Annotated in this window: 17 protein-coding genes and 2 tRNA genes (1 of these 19 only partly in view); 10 read left to right on the top strand and 9 right to left on the bottom strand. The window is 46.8% G+C overall.

Annotated features, from left to right (window positions below):
* The first annotated feature begins 183 nt into the window (after positions 1 to 183).
* Positions 184 to 573, top strand: a complete 390-nt coding sequence (locus tag HMPREF2551_RS05775) for a DUF5339 family protein (RefSeq protein WP_070504841.1) — start codon at positions 184 to 186, stop codon at positions 571 to 573.
* A 309-nt stretch (positions 574 to 882) separates the two neighbouring features.
* Here the strand turns inward: HMPREF2551_RS05775 and HMPREF2551_RS05780 are convergent, their stop codons facing one another.
* The 4 genes from HMPREF2551_RS05780 to rfbD all read right to left on the bottom strand — a co-directional run bounded on the left by HMPREF2551_RS05780 (position 883) and on the right by rfbD (position 6,023).
* Positions 883 to 1,704, bottom strand: a complete 822-nt coding sequence (locus HMPREF2551_RS05780; protein ID WP_143128514.1) for an adenylate/guanylate cyclase — start codon at positions 1,702 to 1,704, stop codon at positions 883 to 885.
* A gap of 9 nt (positions 1,705 to 1,713) precedes the next feature.
* Complete coding sequence (locus HMPREF2551_RS05785) at positions 1,714 to 2,145, bottom strand: Pycsar system effector family protein (protein WP_070837757.1); 432 nt, start codon at positions 2,143 to 2,145, stop codon at positions 1,714 to 1,716.
* A 12-nt stretch (positions 2,146 to 2,157) separates the two neighbouring features.
* Entirely contained in the window at positions 2,158 to 5,004 is a 2,847-nt protein-coding gene (gene uvrA, locus HMPREF2551_RS05790) for an excinuclease ABC subunit UvrA (RefSeq protein ID WP_070837760.1), read from the bottom strand.
* Between the two features lie 155 nt (positions 5,005 to 5,159).
* Positions 5,160 to 6,023 carry a dTDP-4-dehydrorhamnose reductase gene (rfbD, locus tag HMPREF2551_RS05795; RefSeq protein WP_070837764.1) on the bottom strand — a complete coding sequence of 288 codons (864 nt, stop codon included), beginning with the start codon at positions 6,021 to 6,023 and terminating at the stop codon, positions 5,160 to 5,162.
* Between the two features lie 593 nt (positions 6,024 to 6,616).
* On the opposite strand from rfbD, the gene HMPREF2551_RS05800 reads away from it, so the two are divergent.
* The 4 genes from HMPREF2551_RS05800 (at position 6,617) to dld (ending at position 13,141) form a co-directional block, all read left to right on the top strand.
* Positions 6,617 to 7,900, top strand: a complete 1,284-nt coding sequence (locus HMPREF2551_RS05800) for a calcium-binding protein (protein WP_210400284.1) — start codon at positions 6,617 to 6,619, stop codon at positions 7,898 to 7,900.
* Between the two features lie 163 nt (positions 7,901 to 8,063).
* A complete protein-coding gene (locus HMPREF2551_RS05805; protein WP_070837767.1) occupies positions 8,064 to 8,927 on the top strand; it encodes a phosphoribosylaminoimidazolesuccinocarboxamide synthase in 864 nt (287 codons plus the stop codon).
* 234 nt (positions 8,928 to 9,161) lie between these two features.
* Positions 9,162 to 11,285 carry a polyribonucleotide nucleotidyltransferase gene (gene pnp / locus HMPREF2551_RS05810; RefSeq protein ID WP_143128515.1) on the top strand — a complete coding sequence of 708 codons (2,124 nt, stop codon included), beginning with the start codon at positions 9,162 to 9,164 and terminating at the stop codon, positions 11,283 to 11,285.
* A gap of 164 nt (positions 11,286 to 11,449) precedes the next feature.
* Positions 11,450 to 13,141: a D-lactate dehydrogenase gene (gene dld, locus HMPREF2551_RS05815; protein WP_070837773.1), complete on the top strand. Its 1,692-nt coding sequence runs from the start codon at positions 11,450 to 11,452 to the stop codon at positions 13,139 to 13,141.
* 59 nt (positions 13,142 to 13,200) lie between these two features.
* On the opposite strand, the gene HMPREF2551_RS05820 is transcribed toward dld, so the two are convergent.
* The 3 genes from HMPREF2551_RS05820 to HMPREF2551_RS05830 form a co-directional block, all read right to left on the bottom strand.
* A complete protein-coding gene (locus HMPREF2551_RS05820) occupies positions 13,201 to 14,565 on the bottom strand; it encodes a sodium-dependent transporter (RefSeq protein ID WP_070837776.1) in 1,365 nt (454 codons plus the stop codon).
* 665 nt (positions 14,566 to 15,230) lie between these two features.
* Complete coding sequence (locus HMPREF2551_RS05825; RefSeq protein ID WP_070837779.1) at positions 15,231 to 15,914, bottom strand: 16S rRNA pseudouridine(516) synthase; 684 nt, start codon at positions 15,912 to 15,914, stop codon at positions 15,231 to 15,233.
* Between the two features lie 142 nt (positions 15,915 to 16,056).
* On the bottom strand, positions 16,057 to 16,533 hold the full coding sequence (locus HMPREF2551_RS05830; protein ID WP_049348077.1) for an NGO0322 family iron-responsive protein: 477 nt from the start codon (positions 16,531 to 16,533) through the stop codon (positions 16,057 to 16,059).
* 341 nt (positions 16,534 to 16,874) lie between these two features.
* Between HMPREF2551_RS05830 and dnaQ the strand changes: the two genes are divergently transcribed.
* The 5 genes from dnaQ (at position 16,875) to HMPREF2551_RS05855 (ending at position 20,339) form a co-directional block, all read left to right on the top strand.
* The gene (dnaQ, locus tag HMPREF2551_RS05835) at positions 16,875 to 17,612 is read left to right on the top strand and encodes a DNA polymerase III subunit epsilon (RefSeq protein ID WP_070837784.1); all 738 of its coding nucleotides are present in this window, start codon (positions 16,875 to 16,877) and stop codon (positions 17,610 to 17,612) included.
* On the top strand, positions 17,609 to 18,295 hold the full coding sequence (gene ispD, locus HMPREF2551_RS05840) for a 2-C-methyl-D-erythritol 4-phosphate cytidylyltransferase (protein WP_070837788.1): 687 nt from the start codon (positions 17,609 to 17,611) through the stop codon (positions 18,293 to 18,295). The genes dnaQ and ispD overlap by 4 nt, the downstream gene beginning before the upstream one ends.
* A 31-nt stretch (positions 18,296 to 18,326) precedes the next feature.
* Positions 18,327 to 18,806 carry a 2-C-methyl-D-erythritol 2,4-cyclodiphosphate synthase gene (gene ispF / locus HMPREF2551_RS05845; protein WP_070837791.1) on the top strand — a complete coding sequence of 160 codons (480 nt, stop codon included), beginning with the start codon at positions 18,327 to 18,329 and terminating at the stop codon, positions 18,804 to 18,806.
* Positions 18,807 to 18,849: 43 nt separating this feature from the next.
* Positions 18,850 to 19,521 (top strand): ribose-5-phosphate isomerase RpiA, encoded by a 672-nt coding sequence (rpiA, locus tag HMPREF2551_RS05850; protein ID WP_070837795.1) that lies wholly within the window; start codon positions 18,850 to 18,852, stop codon positions 19,519 to 19,521.
* Positions 19,522 to 19,595: 74 nt separating this feature from the next.
* Positions 19,596 to 20,339, top strand: coding sequence for a thermonuclease family protein (locus tag HMPREF2551_RS05855; RefSeq protein ID WP_070837798.1), 744 nt, complete (start codon positions 19,596 to 19,598; stop codon positions 20,337 to 20,339).
* A 209-nt stretch (positions 20,340 to 20,548) separates the two neighbouring features.
* Here HMPREF2551_RS05855 and HMPREF2551_RS05860 read toward each other — a convergent pair.
* Positions 20,549 to 20,639: transfer RNA gene (locus HMPREF2551_RS05860), tRNA-Ser, on the bottom strand.
* 64 nt (positions 20,640 to 20,703) lie between these two features.
* Positions 20,704 to 20,775: transfer RNA gene (locus HMPREF2551_RS10650), tRNA-Leu, on the bottom strand; it runs 130 nt beyond the window's last position.

The following is a 20,775-nucleotide window of genomic DNA, read 5'->3' on the forward strand; positions in this document are numbered from 1 at the left end:
AAAAAAGGATTACTTACAAAAGCAAAGGCCGTCTGAAATTTCAGACGGCCTTGATCATGTTGAGATAGTCAGGCTCTTTCAATGATATAGTTTTGATTAAATTAAACAAAAATTCTTGACATCTTCATATAATGAATTAACATATAACGTCCTTTAAACTAAATTTAAAAAAGCGAGAGACACATGAAAACATCAGCTTTATTGGCAGCTTTGTTGGCAGCCCTGTCCCTGTCAGCATGCGGCGGCGGTTCAGGCTCATCTTCTTCTGCCGTTTGTGACGAGTACGAAAAAGCATTTGCCGAAGCAACTAAAGACGTAGATGCCGCAACCAAAGACATGATGCAAAAATCTTTCGAACAAACCAAAGAAGCATTGAAAAACCTGCCTGCAGACCAACGCGATGCAACCTGTAAAACTTCTTTGGACGCTTTGAAAGGTGTTCCTGCTGCAGAAACTCCTGAAGAAAAAGCCGAAGAAGCCAAAGATGCCGCTGAAGAGGCTAAAGAAGAAGCAAAAGACGCAGCGGAAGATGCCAAAGAAGCTGCTGAAGACGCTAAAGAAGAAGCTAAATAATACGGCTAAGCTTTACAGAAAAACGGATTCCAATGATTTGGAATCCGTTTTTTGTTTTGTGAGTTAGGAGAGTTATTTTAGATGAAATATTTTCAATTTTCAGACGGCCATTTTTCATGCCGTCTGAAAGCGTTAGTTTTAACTAAGTTTAATTTACAACAGAAAGCCATCAATCAAACAACCGCGTGCGTGCATACCGCACACACCCTACGCGCTGGTTTTGAAGTTCCGTGTAATTCACAGGTAGGGTGTGTGGTGCAGCCACGCACGCGGTTGGTTGAATATGCAGGCTACGGCTTGCTTATATAATTATCCATTTGAATTTGTAATTTCAAATCCTGAAAAAATATTTAGGAAGTTTTTAGGTCTAAAACGAATCTGACCTCCCCTTCCTTGTGGCCACATCTTTCGAATTTCAGGAGAAACACCAATTTTATTACGGCCAGATGATAATTTTGTTGCATCATATACGCAACTACCAAACGCTTTTACATGTTTCTTATTATCTAAACCAATTGCATGTATGATAGTATGACTTTTTGCTAATCCAACACCTATATGAATTTCTTTAGGTAACCCGTATCTGTTAGATATTGAATTATTTACTAATTCTCTGACATCAAAGATAATCCTTTGAGCTGTTCTATTAACTTTATAAATATCCTCATCTTCTCCTGTCAACTGAAAGAAACCTAAAACCCCATCTCCTAGATATTCTGTGACTTCCCCATTTTCAAAGTTTATAGTTTTTTCTATAGCTGGTAATAAGGCTGATGTTTCTAGAAAAATTCTGCGCAAAGGACTAAAAGGTTGTCCTTGTACATTAATTTGGGTTTTTGCATGTTTAGTTGAGTCTCGCATGTCAGCAACTAGTGCAATTAATTCTTCATTTCTACTTTTGTATTCAGGAATTTTAGGGACCCCCGGTAACCTAGTATCAAGGGGTTCTGCACTATCACAAACTATACTTTCAGACTTATTAAGGCTTTCAAAAGCAAGCTCACGCCTTTTAGATTCTTCATTTTCCAAATTTGATCCACTTTCTTTCCAAAATTGATCAGCAATATCTAATTGTTTATTAATTAAATCTTGTATCATTTCTCTCTGAAAATCATTCATATAGCTAGTCATTTTCATCCCTTAAATCGAAAATATAATGGCAAGGAGACATAATAAGCAAAATAATGAAATAGCCCATAAGGCTATTTTAATAGCAGATATTTTAATTTTTAATATATCGTATAAGTTATTTAATTCAATTTCTAATTGTTGAACATTATGATCTTTCGTTTCTTTCTCTGCAAGAGTGGGATGCTTTTTCTTAAATCTTGGATACAGAGCAAAAAATAATGAGCCAATAGATAAAAACCAAGATAATCCAATGATAAATATTAGTATTTTTCCGAAGCAAGAATGTTGTAATGTTTTAGTGATTAGCTCAGCAGAGTTTGTTGCTTGGCTAATTGGCAGAAAGCAAATCACACATAGAATACCAATTTTAGCATCTTGAGCTTTAATGCTATCTTGAATATCAGAAATTTCATCTCTATAAAAATCATTATCAAAAGACATTGCTATTTTCCTTTATAAAACTGTCTTCAAATACTTTCCAGTATAACTTCCCTTAACCCTCGCCACTTCCTCAGGGCTACCTGAAGCGATAATTTTACCACCACCATCACCGCCTTCCGGTCCTAAGTCCACAATCCAATCTGCAGTTTTAATCACGTCCAGATTATGCTCGATAATCACAATCGAGTTGCCTTTGCCTTTCAGACGACCTATGACTTCCAGCAGCAGGGCGATGTCGGCGAAGTGCAGGCCGGTGGTGGGTTCGTCGAGGATGTAGAGCGTTCTGCCGGTGTCGCGTTTGGAGAGTTCCAAGGCGAGTTTGACGCGCTGGGCTTCGCCGCCGGAGAGGGTGGTGGCGGACTGGCCGAGGCGGATGTAGCCGAGGCCTACGTCCATCAGGGTTTGCAGTTTGCGCGATACGGTGGGGACGGCGTCGAAAAATTCGCGGGCTTCTTCGACGGTCATGTCGAGGACTTGGCTGATGTTTTTGCCTTTGTATTGGATTTCGAGCGTTTCGCGGTTGTAGCGTTTGCCGTGGCAGACTTCGCAGGGGACGTACACGTCGGGCAGGAAGTGCATTTCGACTTTAATCACGCCGTCGCCTTGGCAGGCTTCGCAGCGGCCGCCTTTGACGTTGAAGGAGAATCTGCCGACGTTGTAGCCGCGTTCGCGCGAGAGGGGTACGCCGGCGAAGAGTTCGCGGATGGGGGTGAACAGGCCGGTGTAGGTAGCGGGGTTGGAGCGCGGGGTGCGGCCGATGGGGGATTGGTCGACGTTGATGACTTTGTCGAGGTGTTCGAGGCCGTGGATGTCGTCGTAGGGGGCGGGTTCTTCTTGGGCGCGGTTGAGTTCGCGGGCGGTGATTTTGGCGAGGGTGTCGTTAATCAGGGTGGATTTGCCGCTACCGGATACGCCGGTGATGCAGGTAATCAAACCGAGCGGCAGTTCGAGGGTGACGTTTTTGAGGTTGTTGCCGCGCGCGCCTTTGAGGACGAGCATTCGGTCGGGATTGACGGGCGTGCGTTCAGACGGCACAGCAATGGATTTTTTGCCACTAAGGTATTGTCCTGTAACGGAGTTTTCGCATTTGGCGACGTTTTCGGGTGTATCGGCAATCAATACGTTGCCGCCGTGTTCGCCTGCGCCTGGGCCCATATCGACGACAAAATCGGCTTCGCGGATGGCGTCTTCATCGTGTTCGACCACAATCACGCTGTTGCCCAAATCGCGCAGGCGTTTGAGGGTGGCGAGCAGGCGGTCGTTGTCGCGCTGGTGCAGACCGATGGAGGGTTCGTCCAAAACGTACATCACGCCGGTTAAGCCACTGCCGATTTGGCTGGCGAGGCGTATGCGCTGGGCTTCGCCGCCGGAGAGGGTTTCGGCGGAGCGGCTTAAATTCAGGTAATCCAGCCCGACGTTAATCAGGAAGCCGAGCCGTTCGGTGATTTCTTTGAGGATTTTTTCGGCGATTTGTTTTTTGTTGCCGTCCAAATCTAGCGTTTCAAAGAATTGGTGTGTTTTGGTCAGCGGCCAGGCGGAAACTTCGTGCAGCGGTTCGCCGCTGACGTAAACGTAGCGGGCTTCTTTGCGCAAACGTGCGCCGCCGCAGCTTGGGCAGGCGCGGTGGTTTTGGTATTCGCGCAGTTTTTCGCGCACGGTTTCGCTGTCGGTTTCGCGGTAGCGGCGTTCGAGATTGGGGATAATGCCCTCGAAGGCGTGGCTGCGGTTGAAGGTGGTGCCGCGTTCGGACAGGTAGGTGAAATCAATGACTTCTTTGCCTGAGCCGTACAACACGACTTTTTTCACTTTTTCCGGTAGGCTTTCCCAAGCGGCGTTAACATCAAATTTATAATGATGCGCCAGCGATTGAATCATTTGGAAATAGAATTGGTTGCGTTTGTCCCAGCCGTCAATCGCGCCTGCTGCTAAGGATAATTCGGGATGGGCGACTACTTTTTCGGGGTCGAAGAAATTGGTGTTGCCCAAGCCGTCGCAAGTCGGGCAGGAGCCCATCGGGTTGTTGAAGGAAAAGAGGCGCGGCTCCAATTCGGGCAGGCTGTACGAACACACGGGGCAGGCGAAACGCGCGGAAAACCAATGTTCTTCGCCGCTGTCCATTTCCATTGCCAGCGCACGTTCGTTGCCGTGGCGCAGCGCAGTTTCAAAACTTTCCGCCAGCCGCTGCTTGATGTCCGCCTTCACTTTCACGCGGTCGATGACTACGTCGATATTGTGTTTGATGTTTTTTTCCAGCTTCGGTACTTCGTCAAGCTGATAGACTTCGCCGTCCACGCGTACACGCGCAAAACCTTGCGCCTGCAAGTCGGCAAAGAAATCGACAAACTCGCCCTTACGCTCGCGCACAGCCGGCGCAAGAATCATCACGCGTGTGTCTTCCGGCAGCTTTAACACAGCATCAACCATCTGAGACACGGTTTGGCTGGATAGCGGCAGATTGTGTTCGGGGCAGTAGGGTGTGCCGACGCGGGCGTATAAAAGGCGCAGATAGTCGTGGATTTCTGTAACCGTGCCGACGGTGGAACGCGGATTATGGCTGGTGGATTTCTGCTCGATAGAAATTGCAGGCGACAGGCCTTCGATCAAATCAACATCGGGTTTGTCCATCATCTGCAAAAACTGACGGGCATAGGCAGAAAGGCTTTCAACATAACGGCGTTGGCCTTCGGCATATAAAGTATCAAATGCCAGCGACGATTTGCCGCTGCCAGACAATCCTGTTACCACCACGAGCTTGTGGCGTGGAATATCCAAGTCGACGTTTTTCAAATTATGTGTGCGTGCGCCGCGGATGCGGATGGTGTCGTTGTTGTGTGAATGTTTGGGATGATGGTTGCACATATTGTCAGGCCGTCTGAAAAAATAAAATAAACGGCTATTGTAGCACTTTTCAAATGACAGACTGGATAGATAAAGCTTTTGATATATATAAAAGAAACAAAAAGGCCGTCTGAAAATGTGTTTTCAGACGGCCTTGATATAGATGGATCAGCTTATCAGTCGATTTTATGGAGAATTTCGCGCAGGGCTTTTTGCCAGTCGGACGGTTTGACACCAAACTCAGTTTCGAGGCGTGAGCAATCCATGATGCTGTATGCCGGACGCGGGGCGGGCAGGGGATATTGATCGGTGGTAATCGCGTTTAGTTCCGGAATGCGGAAGCTGTCGTCTAATTGTTGGGCCGTCTGAAAGATGGCTTTGGTAAATTCGTACCATGTTGCCGATTTATTACCACAGTAATGGAAGATGCCGCGTGGGGAGGTGGGTTGTTGTAATAATTCGATAATGGCGTGTGCCAAATCGCCTGCATAAGTCGGACAGCCGGTTTGGTCGTGAACGACGGAGAGGGAATCGCGTTCTTTGGCAAGGCGCAACATGGTTTTGACGAAATTGTTGCCGTATTCGCTAAACAGCCATGAGGTGCGAATAATAATGCTTTCAGGATGCGCGGCTAAAGCCAAAAGCTCGCCTGCAACTTTGGATTGACCGTAAGTGCTGCGCGGATTGGTGTAGTCGGTTTCGCGGTAAGGGCGTTTACCTTCGCCGTCGAATACATAGTCGGTGGAAATATGGATAAAGCGGGCATGCGCGGCGCGGGCGGCTGCGGCTAAGTTGTGGACAGCACTTGCGTTGACGGCAAAAGCAGCTTCAGCGTTTTCTTCTGCTTTATCAACGGCAGTGTAAGCTGCGGCATTAACGATGGCATCGGGTTGGAAATTTTTGATCATATGATGCACAGCTTCAGTATCGGTAATGTCCAGCGAAGTCGAATCGGTAGCAATCAGTTCCCAGTCTTCGGGCAGGCGGTCGCGCAGACAACGGGCAAGCTGGCCTTTGGCTCCGGTCAATAAAGTACGCATGGTTGAGTATCTCCTCTGATGGCTGTTAAATAGGTGTCTGCGTCATTATAGTGTAAGTACGGCAAATTCACATTATTAGCATTGAACAAAATACAAACAGGGCTGTATTTGAGTAAGTAGTCAATATTATCTACCTATAATGTAACTATTTATCAATATTTTAATAATATACTATAACTATAGTTAAAATATAGGTTTTAACTAGATGGATTAAGCAGTTATATTGGTTAAGAGATTGTGAATCAATGTTAATGTTTTTATGATTATTAGGATAATGGTATTTAAAAATAGGGGAGCTTCTGTCCTTTTGTCGGTAAATTCTACCGTTTGATATTTTTGAGTAAATGTTTTGCAAAATATTACTAAAATAATAATTGGGCAAGGGCGGATTTGCTCGTTCCGTCAACCCAATATTTTATTAACTTTTGGGAGTAATTATTATGGCATACTGTTACGGGGGGTATTATACTAGACCCCTGGTTAGTTCTTACTGCGCTCCTGCGCCTAAGGCTTCCTACTCTTCTTACTACTGCGCTCCTGCAGCAAAATCTTCTGTTTCTATCGGCAGCATCGCTAGCATTGCCAGCGTCGGCGTGTCAGTAGTTAACGCGGTAACCGGTTTGGTTTCTGCTATTGCGGCTTTCTGCCCGCCGGCAAAAACGCCTAACTACAAATGTGTTCCGGTTTGCCCACCTTACAACTGCGATCCAATCAAACCGATCCCATGTCCAAAACCACAACCTAAACCTCAGCCTAAGCCTCAACCAAAACCTGAGCCTAAACCTGAGCCACAACCAGAACCTCAACCAGAACCAAAACCACAACCAAAACCTGAGCCTAAGCCAGAACCAAAACCTGAGCCGAAACCAGAACCTAAGCCAGAACCTAAGCCAGAGCCTAAACCAGAACCCAAACCGGATTGCAAAGATTGTAAAGACGATCACAATCAAGACAATTCATACGGTCACGAAGACAAAAACCCAGGTAATGTCATTCGAGCTGAAGACTGCAAAGACGGCAACGTTATCCGCGGTACTGATGCTAAAGATACCATTTATGGTACTGCTTGCGAAGACATCATCTACGGTGGCAACGGCACAGACGTAATCTACGCCGGTGCCGGCAACGACACCATTTACGGTGATGCCGACGGTGACTCTCTGTACGGTGAAGAAGGTAAAGACTACCTGCAAGGCGGTGCCGGTAACGACTACCTGAACGGTGGTTCCGGTGCTGACATTATGCGCGGTGGTGACGGTAACGACGTTTACTTCGTTGACAATGCCAACGACCAAGTTATCGAGTACGGCAATGCACACGCCGGTATCGATACTGTCCGTACCGTTATCGACTACACTCTGACCGATCACGTTGAAAACCTGATTTTGCAAGGTATGCAAAACTTGAACGGTACCGGTAACTCTTTGAACAACAACATCGAAGGTAATGGTGGCAACAACCATCTGTACGGTTTGGCCGGTGACGACTGCCTGGTTGGTAAAGATGGTAACGACTACCTCGACGGCGGCGTCGGCAACGACATCCTGATCGGCGGTACCGGTAACGACACTTACTTCTTCGACAAAGGTTACGGTCACGACACTATCCGTGAAGAAAGCGGTAATGACACCTTGTTGTTCGGTAAAGGCGTTGCAGCTTCTGACGTATTGCTGAGCAAATCAGGTGCTAACTTGACTGTTTCTGTCGGTACTAACGACAGCATCACCATCGATGACTGGTTCACCGGTAACGATCACAAAGTTGAAAACTTCAAGTTTGCTGACGGTAGCACTTACCAAGTAACCGGCCACGGCGACTACTACTCTCTGTCTGCTGTGAACCAAATCCAAGATCAGACTCAGGCTCCTGCTATCTGATAAGATGATGGTTTTTAGGGTTTGTCCCTAAAATCAAAGGCTAAGGCCGTCTGAAACCGAGCTATAAGGTTTCAGACGGCCTTTATTTTGTAAACAATCTGACGAAAGATGCTAAATTGGGCTAAAATACCAAATTCTTCTGTTTACCAAAGAGATACCCGAAATGTCTGAAATCAGCTTGAAAAAAATCTACTCCGGCAAAGTCCGCGATTTGTACGAAATTGACGATAAACGTATGTTGATGGTTGCGTCCGACCGTCTGTCTGCATTCGATGTGATTTTGGATGATCCGATTCCGGGTAAAGGGGAGATTCTGACGCAGATTTCCAATTTCTGGTTTAAAAAACTGGCTTATATCATGCCTAACCATTTTACCGGTCAGACGGTTTACGATGTTTTGCCTGAAAACGAAGCTAAAGCTTTGGAGAAACGCGCCGTCGTGGCTAAAAAACTCACTCCGGTGAAAGTAGAGGCCATTGTGCGCGGTTATCTGGCAGGTAGCGGTTGGAAAGATTATCAAAAAACCGGTTCTGTCTGCGGTATTCAACTGCCTGAAGGTATGCAGGAAGCGCAGCAGTTGCCTGAAGTGATTTTTACGCCGTCGACCAAAGCTGCAGTCGGCGATCATGATGAAAACATCAGCTTTGAAGAATGCGAACGCATTATCGGAAAAGAGCTGGCGGCGGAAGTGCGTGCCAAAGCGATTCAGCTTTATACAGAAGCGGCCGAATATGCCAAATCCCGCGGTATCATTATTTGCGATACCAAGTTTGAGTTTGGTTTGGATGAAGAAGGTACGCTGACTTTGATGGACGAAGTGTTGACGCCTGACTCCAGCCGTTTTTGGCCTGCCGATCAATACAAGGTCGGCACCAATCCGCCGTCTTTTGACAAACAATTTGTCCGCGACTGGCTGGAGCAAAGCGGTTGGAACAAAAAAGCGCCTGCGCCTAAAGTGCCTGCCGATGTGATTCAGAAAACGGTCGAGAAATATCAGGAAGCATTGACTTTGCTGACACAAGATTGATTTTAAAGACTGAAGGTCGTCTGAAAAGGATATGTTTCAGACGGCCTTTTTATTGTATCAATACTGGATTTTAAGGATGGTTGCCTTTATAATCCACAATTGTTTTTAGCGTCCGAAAAGGCCGTCTGAAAGCTTGTTTATAACCTGCCGCACGGTCTGAAACCCTAACTATGCACATTCGGATTTTAGTGTGCATTATTAGTGTTTTAGCAGTGCGGTATTTTGAAAGGAACAATGATGTTCAATAAACACGTTAAGACCTTCCAATACGGTAATCAAACCGTTACTTTGGAAACCGGCGAAATTGCCCGACAAGCCGCCGCTGCCGTTAAAGTATCCATGGGCGATACCGTTGTTTTGGTTGCCGTTACCACCAACAAAGAAGTGAAAGAAGGCCAAGACTTCTTCCCTCTGACTGTCGATTACCTCGAGCGTACTTACGCAGCAGGTAAAATCCCTGGCGGTTTCTTCAAACGCGAAGGCAAACAAAGCGAAAAAGAAATCCTGACCAGCCGTCTGATCGACCGTCCGATTCGTCCTCTCTTCCCTGAAGGTTTCTACCACGACATCCAAATCGTAGCGATGGTGGTGTCTGTTGACCCTGAAATTGATTCTGACATTCCTGCAATGTTGGGCGCATCTGCCGCGCTGGTGTTGAGCGGTGTACCGTTTGCCGGTCCGATTGGTGCTGCACGCGTGGGTTATGTAAACGGCGTATACGTTTTGAACCCGACTAAAGCCGAATTGGCGAAATCACAATTAGACTTGGTGGTTGCCGGTACTTCCAAAGCCGTGTTGATGGTGGAATCCGAAGCTGACATCTTGTCTGAAGAAGTGATGCTGGGCGCAGTTGTTTACGGTCACGATCAAATGCAAGTGGCTATTAACGCCATCAATGAGTTTGCCGACGAAGTCAATCCGGAAGTTTGGGATTGGAAAGCACCTGAAACCAATGAAGAATTGGTGGACAAAGTACGCGAAATTGCCGGAGAAACCATTAAAGAAGCATTCAAAATCCGTCAAAAACAAGCGCGTTCAGCCAAATTGGACGAAGCTTGGAATGCGGTAAAAGAAGCGTTGATTACCGAAGAAACAGACACTTTGGCAGCCAACGAAATCAAAGGCATTTTCAAACACTTGGAAGCCGATGTTGTCCGCAGCCAAATTTTGGACGGCCAACCGCGCATCGACGGTCGCGACACCCGCACCGTCCGTCCGTTGAACATTCAAACCGGCGTATTGCCGCGCACGCACGGTTCTGCATTGTTTACCCGTGGCGAAACCCAAGCTTTGGCGGTTGCAACTTTGGGTACTTCACGCGACGAGCAAATCATTGATGCGCTGTCCGGCGAATACACCGACCGCTTCATGCTGCACTACAACTTCCCGCCATACTCTACCGGTGAAGTGGGTCGCGTAGGTGCGCCAAAACGTCGTGAAATCGGTCACGGCCGTTTGGCTAAACGTGCGTTGTTGGCCGTATTGCCAGAACCTGAAGATTTCAGCTACACCATGCGCGTGGTTTCTGAAATTACCGAATCCAACGGCTCTTCCTCTATGGCTTCCGTCTGCGGCGGCTGCTTGAGCCTGCTGTCTGCCGGTGTGCCTTTGAAAGCACACGTTGCCGGTATCGCCATGGGTCTGATTTTGGATAATAACAAATTTGCCGTTCTGACCGACATCTTGGGCGACGAAGACCATTTGGGCGATATGGACTTTAAAGTAGCCGGTACAACCGAAGGTATAACCGCGCTGCAAATGGACATCAAAATCCAAGGTATTACCAAAGAAATCATGCAAATCGCTTTGGCTCAAGCCAAAGAAGCACGTTTGCACATCTTGGATCAGATGAAAGCCGCCGTTGCAGGCCCGCAAGAGCTGTCTGCACACGCACCACGCTTGTTCACCATGAAAATCAACCAAGACAAAATCCGTGATGTGATTGGTAAAGGCGGCGAAACCATCCGTTCGATTACCGCTGAAACCGGTACTGAAATCAATATTGCTGAAGACGGTACCATCACTATCGCTGCGACTACTCAAGAAGCAGGCGATGCGGCGAAAAAACGTATCGAAGAAATCACTGCCGAAGTGGAAGTGGGCAAAGTGTACGAAGGTACTGTGGTTAAAATCCTCGACAACAACGTCGGCGCGATTGTCAGCGTGATGCCGGGTAAAGACGGTTTGGTACACATCAGCCAAATCGCCCACGAGCGCGTACGCAATGTCAGCGACTACCTGCAAGTAGGTCAGGTTGTGAACGTGAAAGCATTGGAAGTAGACGACCGCGGCCGCGTACGTCTGTCTATCAAAGCTTTGCTGGAAGCGCCTGCTCGCGAAGAGAAAGCAGCTGAATAATCTGATTGTTCAAGCTTGAAACAAAAGGCCGTCTGAAAATTTCAGACGGCCTTTTGTTTATTTGAATGATGAATTTAAAAATGGGTTTTGCCTTTACTTTGATAAAAGGGATTACTACAATGTTTGCAATCTAATAAATATATTAATCTCTCAAGGAGTATGCAATGAATGCTACGCAATTAATCAGCCGGCTGACGCAAACCGTCGGCGAAAAATACATCATCACAGACCCGGCAAAAACCGAGCAATACCGACAAGGCTACCGCTTTGGCGAAGGCAAGGCGCTGGCGGTTGTTCGTCCTGGTACGGTTTTGGAAATGTGGCAAATCTTGCAGGCGTGTGTTGAGGCTGATGTCATTGTGATTACGCAGGCTGCCAATACCGGTCTGACCGGCGGCTCGACTCCTGACGGCAATGATTACGACCGCGATATCGTGATTGTGAATACCATGCGTCTGAACATCATTCAGCCGATTAATAATAACGAACAAGTTGTTTGCCTGCCCGGTTCTACTCTGAATCAATTGGAGCTGCTGCTGAAACCTTTAGGCCGTGAGCCGCATTCCGTGATCGGCTCGTCCTGTATCGGCGCATCCGTATTGGGCGGCGTATGTAACAACTCCGGCGGCGCTTTGGTACAGCGTGGCCCTGCTTATACGGAAATGGCCCTGTTTGCGCAAATCAACGAAGAGGGCAAACTAGAGCTGGTCAACCATCTGGGCATTGATTTGGGTGAAACCCCTGAAGAAATTCTGACCAATCTGCAAGGTTTCCATTATCAGAAAAAAGACATTGTTCAAAATGCAGGCAAAGGGCATGATCATGCATACTGCGATCATGTCCGCCAAGTGAATGAACCGACTGCCGCCCGTTTTAATGCCGACCCTGCGCGTCACTACGAAGCATCAGGTTGCGCGGGCAAGCTGATGGTATTTGCCGTGCGCTTGGATACTTTCCCGCAAGAAAAACAGACTGCCGTTTTTTATATCGGCACCAATGATATTAATGAGCTGACCGATATTCGTCGCGCCGCTTTGAGTGAGTTTAAAAACCTGCCTATTTCCGGTGAGTATATCCATCGTCATGCCTTTGATATTGCTGCCGTTTATGGCAAAGATACGTTTTATATCATTAAGACGTTCGGTACCCACCAACTTCCGAAACTGTTTGATCTGAAAGCCCGTGTGGATAGATTCAGCAAAAAGATAAGTTTCTTGCCGAAACATTTCTCTGATAAATTCATGCAACTGATCAGCAAGATTTTGCCTGATCACTTGCCGAAGTCTATGCGCAACTATCGCGACAAATACGAACACCATTTGATCTTGAAAATGGGTGGCGAGGGCGTAGAAGAAGCGCGTTCCTTCTTGAAAGAATATTTTGCAACCCATGGCGGCGCATTCTTTGAATGTAATGCCGAAGAAACGCAGGCGGCCATGCTACATCGCTTTGCTGTGGCGTCTGCCGCGATCCGTTACCGTTCTGTACATGATGATGAAGTAGAGGATTTGGTTGCACTCGATATCGCCTTGCGCCGTGATGATCGTGATTGGTTTGAAACACTGCCGCCCGAAATCGACAATAAAATTATCCATAAATTGTATTACGGACATTTTATGTGTCATGTGTTCCATCAGGACTACATCATTAAAAAAGGCAACGACTGTATGGCTTTGGAACATGAAATGCTCCATCTGCTTGACCAACGCGGTGCGCAATATCCTGCCGAGCATAATGTCGGTCATCTGTATGAAGCCAAGCCAGAGTTGAAACAGTTCTATAAAAAACTCGACCCGACCAACAGCTTCAACCCCGGTATCGGTAAGACCAGTAAGAAGAAAAACTGGGCAGAATAAAGCATAGTTAAAATAAAGGCCGTCTGAATATTTCAGACGGCCTTTTTATATGCTGTTTATCAGAACAAGTTGCTGATAAAAATCAGCAAAATCACCAACGGCACAAGGTATTTCACATAGGCAAACCAAATATTGACCGTCGTATGGTTGCCTTTATAAAGCAATTCGTCCTTCGCTTCGTCCTTCATCACGAAACCGACAAACAGCGCGGAGCCGAGCGCGGTCAGCATAAACAAGATGTTGCCGCTGATGTAGTCAAAGGCATCAAAAATATTTTTGCCGAACACGGAAACGTCTTTCCACGGGCCATAGCTCAAAATAGACGGAATGTTGCCGAAGATGAAGATGGCAGCCAAGACAATCGTAATCGCGGCGGTACGGCGGATTTTGGTTTTTTCCTGAATCGTCGTAATCAACACTTCATAAATCGTCAGCGAAGTCGTCAGCGCGGCAATCAGGAGCAGCGAGAAGAAAATCACGGCGAACACAGGGCCTGCCCACATATTCGAGAACACAATCGGCAGGCTTTGGAATACCAAAGTCGGGCCGGAATTGGGCGCGACGCCGAAGCTGAAGAGCGATGGGAAAATCATAAAGCCCGCTAACACGGCGATGATGGTATTGGTAATGGCGGTAATTACGGCCGTCTGAACCAGATTTTCGTTTTTATCCAGATAGCTGGACAAGGTAATCATCACGCCGAAACCCAAGCTCAAGGCGAAGAATACTTGACCTAAAACGAAAACGAACAGTTCGGCGGTAATCTTGCTGAAGTCAGGCTTCAGATAGAAAGTAATCCCTTCCATCGCACCCGGCAGGGTAACGTTGCGCACGACCATGGCAATCAGGAACAAAAACAGCAGCGGCATCAGGTATTTTGCCGCTTTTTCAATGCCGCCGATGACGCCTTTGACCAAAATCCATTGGTTTACAACGACAAATAGGAAGGTGTAAAAGGCAATTTCCCAAGGGCTGTTTTCAATGTGTTCGGTAAAGAAGCTTTTGGTAACTTCGCCGGAAACCGGGCTGGAAATGTCCAAATTGCCGCCGATGATATTGACGATGTAGCTGATGACCCAACCGCCGAGCACCATGTAATAGGCCATGATGCCGAATGCGCCGAGCAGGCCCATCCAACCGACCGCTTTCCAAATTTTGGCAACAGGTTTGCCGTTCATCGAACCGCCGAATGCATCCAGCGCGTTCACGCCTTTGCGCCGTCCGATGACGTTTTCCACCAAAATCATCGGAATACCGATGACCAGCATGGCGATACAGAATAAAAACACATACGCGCCGCCGCCGTTTTCACCGACCAAATATGGGAAACGCCACGTTGCGCCAAAGCCGACAGTCGCGCCGGCAACGGTAAGGATGTAAGTCAAACGGTTGGACCAAGTTTGACGGGGTTGATTGGAAGACATAAAAACTCAGATACATGAAAATAAAGACAACATTTTACCGCAAAGATTTAACGAATCTTGACTAAAGTCTGAAAAGAATGTTAGGTAAAAAAACTATTTAATGAAGAATTTTTAGTGAATCTTTCTAGTCTGCTTGATATGGAAACCTGAAAACAGAGAATTCGGCTAAAGCAATATTGAATAAACGGTATCAGTAGAGGCCGTCTGAATGGCATACGTTCATACCTGTTTGGATAGCCGACAGCGCTCTTTTTATGAAACGATTTATTTGAAATTGAATGGGTTTGGATGGGTGTAGAAGAAATCGGAAACTAAGTGGGAATAATGGCAAGCAATGAATAGGGGTGCGCGGTTTGGAAATGATGGGCTTTGATAAGGAGAGGCCGTCTGAAAGTACGTTTGCAGACCTGCCGAATTTTAGATAAAAAAAACCATCTATACTAAGGGGAAAGTATAGATGGCCAAACACATTACGGGGAAAACGTCTTACTCACTTACTCACTTCTCTCGAAGCAAGTGTTACTCAGACAGGCGAATTATACAATAGTTCAGTCCTTCTAGTGTTAAATTCTGTTAAATAAAAATAATAAGGTTTAGATGTTTGATTTTAAAGCAATTAAAAATCCATTTTGTTTAAAAAATTATCTCAAAATTTTGGAATTTTTTTAGATTTGGATGAATTTCCATTCTCCGGCGGCCAAATCGTCGACATTCCAGTCGCCGAATTTTTCACGGTGGAGCTGCTCGACACGGTTGCCTGCGGCTGCGACCATGCGCTTGACCTGATGATATTTGCCCTCGGTAATGGTCATCATCAATGTATTTGGGTCGGCCAACACTGCTTCGGCGGCAGCGACGGTTTCATTATCGTCATGCAGGAGGACTCCGTTTTTCAACGTAGCGCAAAGGGTATCGTCGGCAGGATGTTTCAAAGTGACGCGGTAGAGCTTCGGAACTTTGTGTTTGGGCGAGGTAACGCGATGGTTAAATTGCCCGTCGTTGGTAATCAGAATAATGCCGGTTGTGTCTGCATCCAAGCGGCCGACTGCCTGCATATCGATATTGCGCATGTGGTCGGGAAAAAGGCTGAAGATGCTCGGATATTGCTGGGGTTTGTGCGAAGTTTCGTAATCCGCAGGCTTATGGAGCAAAATGTAGAAATAGGGCATGGGTACGGCGGCAATCTCTTCGCCGTCAACAGACAGGGTATGCACTTGAGACGGTTCGATATCGTCTTTGGCACGATTATGAATTTCGCCGTTGATGGCGATACAGTCATTGTCTATCAGCCACTGGCATTGCTTGCGGCTGCCGAGACCCTGCGATTGGATGTATTTGAGCAGTTGCATGGTTGAAAAGTAGGAAATGTTCAGACGGCCTTTATTGTACTGGAAAACCGGTTTTGAGGCCGTCTGAAAAGCAGAGGCAAAAAAATCGCCCCTTTAAAATGTTAAGGGGCGCAAAAGGAACACAAACCACTACCAAAAACTGTTACAGGGCAAATTCTCCTATTTGATGTGTTGCCGGATAAAGTGCTTTCATCAAGTCATGTGGTGAAAGCGAGAAATCTTTGCTGTTTGTCGTCAGACGGCCTTGCTGAGGCGTGAGTTCGAGCAATCGGGCGTTTGCCGACTGGATAAACTTGTTTTTCGTGCGCTGCATTTTTCGTTGCAGGGCGGAAACAACGCGGTTGTACAGACTGTCTTTTTGCTTGACTTCGCGTGTGTCGGCCACCCAGCTTAAGCGCGTATTGCCGTCTTCATCTTCAATCAGCAGGATGCCGGTTTCTGATTGGGGCGATTTGCCCATGCAAGGAAGCCAAACATAATAGCGGCCATCTAAAGTAATGAATACTGCGTCGTGTACTTCGCACTCATCGCAACATTTGGTGGCGATTAAAGAGCGGATGGCTTGTTGGTGCAGTCTCAGAATGTCAAGGGAGACTTGCTTAAAAATACTTTCGGGCATTTTCTTCTCCTTTCATTCTGTGGTGCGGTTGTTTCGTTTCGATGGGTTGTATTATACGGAGATTTTTTAAATTTGCAAATGATAATTGTTCCTATTATTTAAATAATAAGTAAGGTATTCATTATTAAAGAAATTAAATTTAAAAAATTTTGTAGAAATTGGGTTTTCTACTCAAAATTGGAGTAATAGACGGTCAATAGATGAAAAAGGAATAAAGGCCGTCTGAACAAATCCAGCGTTAAAAGGGCATTTGAAAAGCAGCTAAAGTTTTGCTGACTATACATTTCAGACGGCCTTCAGTATGATTCAGGACGTTTTGATAATTGCAGAAACCACCAACCATGAGCCAACGTCAGATTATCCTCGATACGGAGACCACGGGTCTTTATCCTGAAAACGGCGACCGTCTGGTCGAATTTGCCGGCTTGGAAATGATCAACCGCCAAATGACCGACTCCAACCTTCATTTATATGTCCACCCCGAACGCGATATGCCGGAGGAAGCGGCGAAGGTGCATGGTTTGACGATTGAAGTATTGGAAGCGAAGAATGCGCCGCCGTTTACCCAAGTGGGTAAACAGATTGCCGACTTTATTCGTGGCGCAGAGCTGATTATCCATAACGCCAAGTTTGACGTCGGCTTCCTGAATATGGAATTCCGCCGCATGGGTTTGCCTTCTATTGAAGAACTGGGTTGTAAAGTCACCGACACGTTGGCCATGGCGCGTGAAATGTTTCCGGGGCAAAAGGCAAGCTTGGATGCCTTGTGTAACCGCTTTTCCGTTGACCGCAGCAAACGTGTCTTGCACGGCGCGTTAATCGACTGCGAGCTTTTGGGTGAAGTCTATCTTGCCATGACGCGTCAGCAGTTCGACCTGATGGGCGGAGAGGCGGAAGAAGAGGGTGAAGTCAAACCAACCATTATTGCCGAAACCAAACGTACGTCGCAGTTGAAAGTCATCAAAGCCGATGCGGACGAGCTGGCTGCACATGAAAAATATTTGGACGATTTGGGCGAAGCGTGCGTATGGCGCAAGGCCGAAACACCGGATGAGGCTAATGCCGGAGCGTCAGCATGATGCGCCGCAATATCGCTTTGATTCCTGCGGCCGGTGTAGGGGCGCGATTTGGCGCGGGAAAACCCAAACAATATGTTGAAATCAATGGTAAAACCGTATTGCAACACACCATAGAAATTTTTGAGCAACACTCACGCATAGATTTAATTGTCGTTATTCTTTCGCCGGAAGATTCGGTTTTTCAGACGGCCCTGTCTGAGAAAGTGCGTGTCTTCCGAGTGGGCGGTGCAAGTCGTGCCGAAACGGTACGCAACGGCGTATCTACTCTATTAGAACAAGGTTTAGCCGAGGCGCAAGACAATATCTTGGTTCATGATGCCGCGCGCTGTTGCCTGCCTGCCGAAGCGTTAACGCGTTTGCTTGATGAGGCAGGCGAGAATGATGAAGGCGGCATTCTGGCCATACCGGTGGCCGATACGCTCAAGCGGGCAGACGGCAGTTATCATATTGATGAAACCGTCGCACGCGCAGGATTATGGCAGGCGCAAACGCCGCAGCTTTTTCAGACGGCCTTATTAAATCGCGCCTTATCGGTTGATGATTTAAGTGAAATTACGGATGAAGCGTCAGCGGTTGAAAAACTGGGTATCCGGCCGCGCTTGGTGCAGGGCGATACGCGTAATTTAAAATTGACGCTGCCGCAAGACGAATACATTGTCAGGTTGTTGCTCAAGGCCGTCTGAACAATCAAAACCCATTATTTAAGGAAACAATATGAATATCCGTGTCGGACAGGGCTACGATGTCCATCAGTTGGTTGAAGGGCGAGATTTGATACTCGGCGGCGTCAACATTCCGTTTGAAAAAGGCTTGCTGGGTCATTCCGATGCCGATGCGCTTTTGCATGCGATTACCGATGCCCTGTTGGGCGCCGCCGGTTTGGGCGATATCGGCAGCCATTTTCCCGATACTGCCGCCGAATTTAAAGATGCAGACAGCCGTGTGCTGTTGCGCGAGGCTTATCAAAGCGTGCAGGCATTGGGTTGGAAGGTGGTTAATGTCGATACGACCGTGATTGCGCAAAAACCCAAACTCGCGCCACATATTCCGGCCATGCGCGCCAATATTGCCGCAGATTTGGGCTTGCCTGAAAACTGCGTCAACATCAAGGGCAAAACCAACGAAAAACTTGGCTATCTGGGGCGTATGGAAGCCATTGAAGCACAAGCAACAGTATTGCTGATTAAAGCCTAAGGGCTTAAAATCGTTTCATCATTCAAACCGAAAGACTGACAACATGGCTACTCAAGACGAACTCAAACGCATTGCCGCCGAGAAAGCGGTGGAATTTGTTCCTGAAAACGAATACATCGGTATCGGTACCGGCTCTACCATCAACTTTTTTATCGAAGCTTTGGGTAAAAGCGGTAAGAAAATCAAGGGTGCCGTATCTACTTCTAAAAAATCCAGCGAGCTTTTGGCAAAATACGAAATTCCAGAAGTTTCACTGAATGATGTGATGGGTTTGGCGGTTTATGTTGACGGCGCAGACGAAGTCAACCACGCGCTGCAAATGATTAAAGGCGGCGGTGGTGCGCATTTGAACGAAAAAATCGTGGCAAGCGCATCGGATAAATTTGTCTGTATCGCCGATGAAAGCAAATATGTTTCCCGTTTGGGCAAATTCCCATTGCCGGTGGAAGTGGTTGAAAATGCCCGTTCGCTGGTATCGCGCAAACTGCTTGCCATGGGCGGACAGCCTGAGTTGCGTGTCGGCTATACTACTTTCTATGGTAACCAAATCGTTGATGTTCACGGCCTTAATATCGATCAAGCCCTGAAAATGGAAGATGAAATCAACAAAATCACCGGCGTAGTCGAAAACGGCATTTTTGCCCGCGATGCCGCCGATGTGTTGGTTTTGGGTACGGCAGAAGGTGCAAAAGTCATCCTGCCTTGTCAGGATTAATGAAGATTAATCAATCTTAAAAGGCCGTCTGAAAGCGTATCAGGTCTTTCAGACGGCCTTCAATTTGGCAAAATATGCAAATCAGTAAAATTATAAAATGGCTTCCTGTTGTTTTATCTGTTTTGGGCGCCCTGGGTTACAGCTCACGCGATACCGAGCTGATTCGTACCGGGGTAAGCGTTGCCGCAACATTGGCACAAAACGACAATATCGGTTTGGAAAAGGTCAATGAATGGCTGGGAGAAAATGTCATCAAAGCCACATCTGACTCCAAAACCGAAGCTGAACCCAAGCAAGAACAGAAACAAAAACAAAAGTCATCGCGACAATCCTACACATACAATGGAAAAATCATCAAAATCCATGATGGCGATACCATGCACATTATCGATAGCGACGGCCGAAAACACAAAATCCGTATGGCCTATATCGATGCGCCGGAAATCAATCAGGCCTATGGTACGCAATCACGAGACAATCTGATTGATGCCGCACTAAATAAAAAAGCCAAAGTCCGCGTGTTTGAAGCCGACCGCTACCAGCGCGAAGTTGCCCAAGTATCAGTCGGCACGATTGACTTGAATTTAATGCAGATACGGGATGGCGCTGCATGGCATTACGAAAGCTATGCCAAAAAACAACAAAGTAAAACCGCCTACACCGACTATTCGGCTGCACAAAAACAAGCCAAGGAAAAACGTAAAGGCTTATGGAAAAAAGACAATCCGCAAGCGCCTTGGCAATTTCGCCGTCAAAACCACGAACAGCAGAACGGTAATAAAAAGCAGTCTGATAAACAATGGTTTGGGATTTGGTAGGCTTTAAGAAAGAGGCCGTCTGAAAACTTTCAGACGGCCTTTCATTATGATGAAATAAACGTATAGGGCAGATTTTATATCAGGGGAAAATGTTACTAGGGTAAGATATTTGATAAGACATTACACCCTGTTCGAATAGACGGGAGCAACCATATTCAAAAAGAGCAGATATAAAAAAAGACACCGTTAGCTGGTGTCTTTAGTATCTATGGCAGAGAGGAAGGGATTCGAACCCTCGATACGCTATTCACGTATACACGCTTTCCAGGCGTGCGACTTAAACCACTCATCCACCTCTCTGTGGACTATTACCCTGAATTGTTATTTCAGAATAATGTGAAAACTTGACTGATTGATTCATCAGTGGTGCCCAGGAGAAGACTCGAACTTCCACACCCGTGAGGATACTAGCACCTGAAGCTAGCGCGTCTACCAA

Origin of the sequence: Neisseria sp. HMSC066H01 (genome assembly GCF_001837375.1) — a bacterium.
GTDB lineage: Bacteria > Pseudomonadota > Gammaproteobacteria > Burkholderiales > Neisseriaceae > Neisseria.

What these genes read in the sequence shown, in the direction of transcription:
- HMPREF2551_RS05775 (WP_070504841.1), top strand. Translation starts at nt 184, where the DNA reads ATGAAAACATCAGCTTTATTGGCAGCTTTGTTGGCAGCCCTGTCCCTG.
- HMPREF2551_RS05780 (WP_143128514.1), bottom strand. Translation starts at nt 1,704, where the DNA reads ATGACTAGCTATATGAATGATTTTCAGAGAGAAATGATACAAGATTTA.
- HMPREF2551_RS05785 (WP_070837757.1), bottom strand. Translation starts at nt 2,145, where the DNA reads ATGTCTTTTGATAATGATTTTTATAGAGATGAAATTTCTGATATTCAA.
- uvrA (WP_070837760.1), bottom strand. Translation starts at nt 5,004, where the DNA reads ATGTGCAACCATCATCCCAAACATTCACACAACAACGACACCATCCGC.
- rfbD (WP_070837764.1), bottom strand. Translation starts at nt 6,023, where the DNA reads ATGCGTACTTTATTGACCGGAGCCAAAGGCCAGCTTGCCCGTTGTCTG.
- HMPREF2551_RS05805 (WP_070837767.1), top strand. Translation starts at nt 8,064, where the DNA reads ATGTCTGAAATCAGCTTGAAAAAAATCTACTCCGGCAAAGTCCGCGAT.
- pnp (WP_143128515.1), top strand. Translation starts at nt 9,162, where the DNA reads ATGATGTTCAATAAACACGTTAAGACCTTCCAATACGGTAATCAAACC.
- dld (WP_070837773.1), top strand. Translation starts at nt 11,450, where the DNA reads ATGAATGCTACGCAATTAATCAGCCGGCTGACGCAAACCGTCGGCGAA.
- HMPREF2551_RS05820 (WP_070837776.1), bottom strand. Translation starts at nt 14,565, where the DNA reads ATGTCTTCCAATCAACCCCGTCAAACTTGGTCCAACCGTTTGACTTAC.
- HMPREF2551_RS05825 (WP_070837779.1), bottom strand. Translation starts at nt 15,914, where the DNA reads ATGCAACTGCTCAAATACATCCAATCGCAGGGTCTCGGCAGCCGCAAG.
- HMPREF2551_RS05830 (WP_049348077.1), bottom strand. Translation starts at nt 16,533, where the DNA reads ATGCCCGAAAGTATTTTTAAGCAAGTCTCCCTTGACATTCTGAGACTG.
- dnaQ (WP_070837784.1), top strand. Translation starts at nt 16,875, where the DNA reads ATGAGCCAACGTCAGATTATCCTCGATACGGAGACCACGGGTCTTTAT.
- ispD (WP_070837788.1), top strand. Translation starts at nt 17,609, where the DNA reads ATGATGCGCCGCAATATCGCTTTGATTCCTGCGGCCGGTGTAGGGGCG.
- ispF (WP_070837791.1), top strand. Translation starts at nt 18,327, where the DNA reads ATGAATATCCGTGTCGGACAGGGCTACGATGTCCATCAGTTGGTTGAA.
- rpiA (WP_070837795.1), top strand. Translation starts at nt 18,850, where the DNA reads ATGGCTACTCAAGACGAACTCAAACGCATTGCCGCCGAGAAAGCGGTG.
- HMPREF2551_RS05855 (WP_070837798.1), top strand. Translation starts at nt 19,596, where the DNA reads ATGCAAATCAGTAAAATTATAAAATGGCTTCCTGTTGTTTTATCTGTT.